This is a genomic window from Baia soyae, from assembly GCF_004341445.1.
Taxonomy (GTDB): domain Bacteria; phylum Bacillota; class Bacilli; order Thermoactinomycetales; family Thermoactinomycetaceae; genus Baia; species Baia soyae.
On the sequence record NZ_SLXV01000039.1, the window covers coordinates 21,710 to 27,891 of the forward strand.

Genomic DNA, 6,182 nt, shown 5'->3' on the forward strand with positions numbered 1-6,182 from the left:
TGTCTGGTAAAAGCTCGATTCTATATCGAGCTTTTACTTTTTAAATCCATTAGCCATTTTGAATAAGCGCTTTTCTTGGCTTGGTGTGTAACACTAGAAGAATGGAGTCTTCGATGATAGATGGGCGAGGAAAGAGAAACTGCGCTCACTTGGTTCATTTTTAAGCGATATAGGAGCTCTAGGTCTTCATAAAGCCTACCCTCAACATCCCAAGCATTCATTTTAAATAGGGAGTCCGTTGAATAAATCCTAGGACAAACAACGATGCCTGATTGAATGATATGCTCGATCTGTTCCAGCTTGGGAGAGATTTGAATTCCTCGATATCGAAGTTCCCTCTTACCTTGTTCCCATAAATAATAATTTCCATAAAGAAAATGAGCCTTTTTTTCCTTAATCTGATCTGTGGCTTTATAGATAGATTGAATTGCATGCGGGGCTAGCCAATCATCTGAATCCAGCTCCATAAGCCATGGGGTGCGTGTGTGGCTAAGAATCTGATTGAAAGCATGCGCTTTTCCTTTGTTTTCTTTTCCTCTAAGAACCGTTATACGAGGATCATGTACTTCGTTTTGCAAAACATTCGTTGTGGAATCTGTAGATCCATCATCATAAACTAGTAAATGCCAATTTGGATTGGTTTGATTCTTAATACTTTGCAGGGCCCACATTAACATATGCCCCATTTGATAAGTGGCAATTCCAATTGTAACGATTGGATTTATGTTAGTTAAAACCTTATGATGATTTGGTTGAAGGATGGGTAAGATGAGTTTTTCAACCTCCTCTCTCTTCTCCCAAGGGAGAGAGCGAGTAGATGGAATATACCCACATTCTTCTATATTCCAATAAATCCATTTATTATCACGATAGTACCGTAATTGATCTTCGCGTACATAATGTTGAAAAGGAAGCTTATTCCATTCTGAAAATGTGACACCATGGCTTACACGAAAAAATACGACAGGAATCTTTTTCCCCTCATGAATAATGATAATGCCACGGTATGAATTCATATGATGCGAGTTCATTGCTATTAGTTTAAAAAAATGAGAATGAAATGTATCGCCAGATTGGCATACCACTAGTATCTCTTGATCAGACAGACATGAACGAATTTTGTTTAGTTCTGATCCGTAATCTTGTGTTATCACACTAATTTGTGCATCAATTGCATATCGTTTTAGAGACTGAATGGTTAGATCTGTCGTCCATGATTCATGCTTTTCCAGTATGACGATATGCATTACGTTCTTCCTTTCTATTTCGGGATGGCTAAATGAGTGTAAGGAGGAGTTGAAGTGGCAATTCTAATATATCCCCCTACTATCGATTGGACATGGATGAAACAAAGGCCTCAACAAATATTATCTCAATTTGCTGCGGATGGGCACACAGTCTACTATGCAAACCGAACCCAAACAGCAGAATCCCTAACAGAAGTAAGGCCCCGATTATATGTGGTATCAAATTGGGATACATGGGTAAATGAGGAATTACCGGTTATGAAAAAGACAAGTCATGAGCCTATTGGAATCTGGTGTAGCAATCCACTCTTAGTGAAGAGCCTCCCCGATCATCTCGTCGACTGGGTGGTATACGATTGTTTAGATGATTTTGCGGAGTGGCATCCTTATGAGCCAGATATGCTTCAAAAAGCAGATGTGATTTTCTGTACCTCTGAGCGGATTTACCAGAGAATGAAACGGATGAGTAACCTTCCAATCTATTTAGTTCGCAATGGATATGATCCCGGTATGGAATTACATTTACTCCCGGCTGCAACTCCATCATCCAAATCCATTCTCGGCTACATGGGTGCATGGGCTCCTTGGATTCATCTTTCAATATTACAACGCTGTGCACAACTCCCAAATGCTAACGTGCAAGTAATTGGTCCTGAATTTGGATCAAAATTTGTTAACCATTCTTCTATTCAATTCCTAGATAACATCCCTCATCATCAGTTGAATCAATATATTCAGCACTTTACAGTCTGTTTAATTCCTTTTCGGATCAATGCGATTACGTTAGCCACGAATCCCATCAAAGCGTATGAGTACCTTGCCAGCGGGAAGCCCGTTATTTCCACCGCACTTCCAGAATGTAGAACTATGTGTCCTTATATTGATGTCGCTGAAAACATGAGGCATTTTGTCGAGTTGGTTGAATGGCGACTAAAGGAACCTGGGGACTCAGAGTCTCGGATCCAGTATGCATTATCAAATACTTGGGAGCATCGATATCTTGAAATGAAGCAACATCTTCCGGCGCATTTCCTATCCTAAATGGATTGGATCGATTTTTTCAGCTCGCTTACACATTTGTCACTCCAAGTCTCGCAGTCTTTTACGCGTTCACGGATCGATTTCATTTTCTGTCTTCCGGTTTTCAATAGGAATTTCATTTTCTTTCTTAGCTCAGAATCCGAAATATCTGCATGACAACCATATGCATCTAGATCAAAGTACTTTAACAAACTATGAACCTTACTCATACTACTTACACATAAAACAGGCACTAAGTTTCGGATGGCTACCAAAGACGGATGTAGCTTAAATGACAACAGAAAATCAAGGTTTTGGATATATGAATAAGTGGTTTCTAAGTCGTACTCTGGTTTTACAACCTCTACCTTTCCGGCAGGAGCCAACTCTAAAATTGACTGGCACAATGTTTTACACACTTCTGTGTCGGAGTAAAGATTATTGGACTGATTCACAACCGGGATGCAAACAATTTCATATCCTTCACTAGCTAGTTCAGCTAGTACCATTGATACTTGTTTCATAGGAAAATTCTCGTAAGCGTGTATACACACACCAATTCGGTTCCCTGACTTAGACCTTATAATAGGATAGCTTGGTTGTTTATAGGAAAATACAACATCTGGCGCATGCTGAACATGATTGTGGAACTTATATTTTTTGGCGATTTCCACTGAATTTTGATCGCGGAAAAAAGTAGCTTTTGCTTTTTGTATGATTTGTCTATATTTCTCTACCTCTTCTGCACTCCATGAAGACTCTGGATAGAAATCGACAATCCCGACACCATATATCCATGTAGGAATTTCGCTTAATTGAGCAGGAAAATAATAGCTATTAAAATGGTAAGGAGTAATTAAATCTCCCCCGCCAATAATCACCGCATCCATTTGCTTGTGGTCTAAATATCCCTTATAGCCAAAAACTCGATGTTCATGAAACACCTGTTGAAACACTTTTAAAAACAATTCATCTCCAAAGTTACCCAATCCATAATACCCACATATACCAATATTCATGATCTACTCCTCACTCTTCTTATTCAAATGAAAACAAGTTAGACGAACTTGATCCAACAGTAATGCTTTTTTTGCCGTAGAACATAGGTGGAATCGGGTTAAACCATCCTCTATGACCTGCTTCGTCACATCAAAAGAAACCGTTGTCGAAAACGGCTGCGATATCAGCATCTTGGCAATTTCGTTTGTACTGGGACGGTTGCTATACGTGATCGCATCAGGTTGCCACTCTTCCAACGGGGCCGACAAAATGATTTGCCATTCCTCATGTGACTGTGGTTCAAGTGCGAGGTCAAACTCCAAATAGACTCGTGTGCCATCTGAAGGCATTAGCTGTGATTGGCTTATTTGAAAATAACATTCGTACTGTGTCCCTTTACTTGGAGAGCCTACAAATGCAGGGTCATTTGGTAAATGCATGTTTTCATAATAGGAATTTACTGTATTATGTTGAAGAGGAACATGTGTGGAGGTAGTGTGGATTGATTGTATGACTTTTTGTAACTCATCTTGATTGGAGAAAACCTCTTTTCTTCGTGGAGCTAGAATGTGCTTATCTACTACTTCAAATCTCTTTTCCCAGCTATGTTGTTTAGCAAAGCTCATTCTTTTTCTAGAATTTTTTTTCGCATTAACAAGTGCACTCCGTACGGCTTTAACAAATTGTTTAGTTTGATCTGCAATGAGCACATGGGGCTTCATCTTTAGTACTTCTGGTAGTGGTGTGGAAACAACCGGTTTCCCTGTTGCAAGATATTCATAGACCTTAACCGGATTTGTGCTGCGGGTAATCCGATTGATAGAAAACGGAATGATTCCAACATCGATATAACGTAGATAAAATGGTAACGATTCATAGCTCTTATGCCCGAGGAAAAACACATTATCCCCCAATTCAGGCTGATCTGATCGTAAGTTAGGCCCGATAATCACAAATTGTGCCTCAGGCATTTCTCTAGAGAGTTCCTGCACAATTTTCTTATTCACCCATGGAGCCCAAGCACCTATATATCCAATTCGGGGTCCATCATGTGGAGGTATTTCTGGTATCTCATCTAATCGAGACTGCTTCTTTACTTGAGCAAAGTGTTCAAATTCACATCCATTAGGCACTAGATGAATGGGATGTTGAACCAATTTTTCCATTTTTTCTTTTAGATGATCAGCGGTACATACAATAGCATCTGCAAGAGGAGCGTACATTTGTTCTTCCTGTTCCCAATCTGGAAAATCATCCACACAGTCATAAATTAAGGTGTTGGTTTGGAATAGACTAGCATGTGGGATTTTACGACTCCAGGAGGTCCAGTAAATCGTATCTCTCTTCGAAGGAAGTTTGGAGAGAATTTCATTTAGAAAGAAGTTTGGGTGTTGAACGACAAAGAGGTTTTCGGCTATCTCTTGAACAACAGGGCCTTCTACACTTGTTTTATTAAAAAATAAAACAGTATGTCCTTTCTTTGCAAACTGCAACATCATATGCTGTGGACGTTGTCGCATATAGGACCAGTTTAACGTAGGAGGATAAATGACTAATCCCAAGGGAACCACCACTTCCTTCAACATTTCTATCAATATATGTACGTAAAGAGAAAGTGTTTGTGATAATACACACCTAAACTCAATTTGATGAGATGCATCAGAAAGTGGTAGAATCTATATTTGAAACTCCTTGTAGAAAGAGGTCGACTTCCATGAGTACTTCAGAAACGTACCATGTACTCCTCTATTACAAATATGTAAAAGTGGAAGATCCGGTATCGGTAGCGGACGAGCACCGCGCTCTATGTCAACAACTAGGCTTAAAAGGCCGTATATTAATCTCACCTGAAGGTATCAATGGGACATGTTCGGGCACCGTTGAAGCAACAAATCAATATATAGAAGCTATGAACGAACATCCTCTCTTCTCAGGTATCTTTTTTAAAGCGGACGAGCATGAGGGACATGCCTTTAAAAAGCTATTCGTACGTGCCAAAAAAGAGTTGGTAACGTGGCGATTTGAAAACGATTTTGATCCGACTGAGTTAACGGGTAAACATTTAAGTCCGGCTGAATTTAAAGAGCATCTCTTGCGTGACGATGTGATCATCATTGATGGTCGAAATGACTATGAATATGACCTTGGGCATTTTCGTGGAGCCATTCGGCCAGGGGTGGAAACCTCTCGTGACTTCCCAGAGTGGATTCGTGAAAATCTAAGCCAATTTAAAGATAAGAAGGTTATTAGCTATTGTACAGGTGGTATTCGCTGTGAGAAACTAACTGGTTTTCTATTGCAGGAAGGCTTCCAAGACGTCTCTCAATTACATGGAGGCGTGGTGAACTATAGTCAGGATCCTGAGACACAAGGTGAACTATGGGATGGGAAGCTGTATGTATTTGATGAGCGGATCTCGGTTCCCGTTAACCATATAGATCCAACTGTGGTCGGTAAATGCCATCATTGTGATGTGCCAGCAGAAACCTATATCAACTGTGAATATGATCTTTGCCATCATCAACACATCGTCTGTCCAGATTGCGAAGAAACTTATAATGGTTATTGCAAAAAGGAATGCGAGGATCAAGATCTGATTCGCAAAGAAGCATAAACCCTATAAACCTATCATTTGACTCTAAGTTAGATGGTAGGTTTTTTTGTTGCCCAACCTTACACATTTGTAATGCAAACGTTACACATGTGTAAGCTGTTTCTATTTAGCCCCCAAATTAAATTTGAGTAATCTCCTTTATCCTGTAGAATGAGTTATATACAATGGAGGAGATTTTTTATGCAAAGAAGACGGTTTACAACTGAATTCAAAAGTAAAGTTGTTCAGGAAGCGCAAGAGATGGGTAGTGCGGTTCAAGTTGCCAAAAGATATGAAATTACGGCGAATCTCATATATAGATG

6 protein-coding genes are annotated in these 6,182 nt (G+C 39.7%); 3 read left to right on the forward strand and 3 right to left on the reverse strand.

Annotated elements, in window-relative coordinates; genetic code table 11:
* Positions 1-20: 20 nt before the first annotated feature.
* The gene (locus EDD57_RS11380) at positions 21-1,247 is read right to left on the reverse strand and encodes a glycosyltransferase family 2 protein (protein WP_131849565.1); all 1,227 of its coding nucleotides are present in this window, start codon (positions 1,245-1,247) and stop codon (positions 21-23) included.
* A gap of 54 nt (positions 1,248-1,301) precedes the next feature.
* Here EDD57_RS11380 and EDD57_RS11385 point away from each other — a divergent pair, with 54 nt between their 5' ends.
* On the forward strand, positions 1,302-2,288 hold the full coding sequence (locus EDD57_RS11385; protein WP_131849566.1) for a glycosyltransferase family protein: 987 nt from the start codon (positions 1,302-1,304) through the stop codon (positions 2,286-2,288).
* On the opposite strand, the gene EDD57_RS11390 is transcribed toward EDD57_RS11385, so the two are convergent.
* Together EDD57_RS11390 and EDD57_RS11395 are read right to left on the reverse strand one after the other, a co-directional pair.
* Complete coding sequence (locus EDD57_RS11390) at positions 2,285-3,286, reverse strand: polysaccharide pyruvyl transferase family protein (RefSeq protein WP_131849567.1); 1,002 nt, start codon at positions 3,284-3,286, stop codon at positions 2,285-2,287. The two genes, EDD57_RS11385 and EDD57_RS11390, sit on opposite strands and share 4 nt — an antisense overlap.
* A gap of 3 nt (positions 3,287-3,289) precedes the next feature.
* Complete coding sequence (locus tag EDD57_RS11395) at positions 3,290-4,828, reverse strand: glycosyltransferase (protein ID WP_165873784.1); 1,539 nt, start codon at positions 4,826-4,828, stop codon at positions 3,290-3,292.
* A gap of 152 nt (positions 4,829-4,980) precedes the next feature.
* Here EDD57_RS11395 and trhO point away from each other — a divergent pair, with 152 nt between their 5' ends.
* Positions 4,981-5,880 (forward strand): oxygen-dependent tRNA uridine(34) hydroxylase TrhO, encoded by a 900-nt coding sequence (gene trhO, locus EDD57_RS11400; RefSeq protein ID WP_131849569.1) that lies wholly within the window; start codon positions 4,981-4,983, stop codon positions 5,878-5,880.
* Between the two features lie 180 nt (positions 5,881-6,060).
* On the forward strand, positions 6,061-6,182 hold a 122-nt coding region (locus tag EDD57_RS15170; protein ID WP_165873785.1), incomplete at its 3' end, for a helix-turn-helix domain-containing protein.

What these genes read in the sequence shown, in the direction of transcription:
- EDD57_RS11390 (WP_131849567.1), bottom strand. Translation starts at nt 3,286, where the DNA reads ATGAATATTGGTATATGTGGGTATTATGGATTGGGTAACTTTGGAGAT.
- EDD57_RS11380 (WP_131849565.1), bottom strand. Translation starts at nt 1,247, where the DNA reads ATGCATATCGTCATACTGGAAAAGCATGAATCATGGACGACAGATCTA.
- trhO (WP_131849569.1), top strand. Translation starts at nt 4,981, where the DNA reads ATGAGTACTTCAGAAACGTACCATGTACTCCTCTATTACAAATATGTA.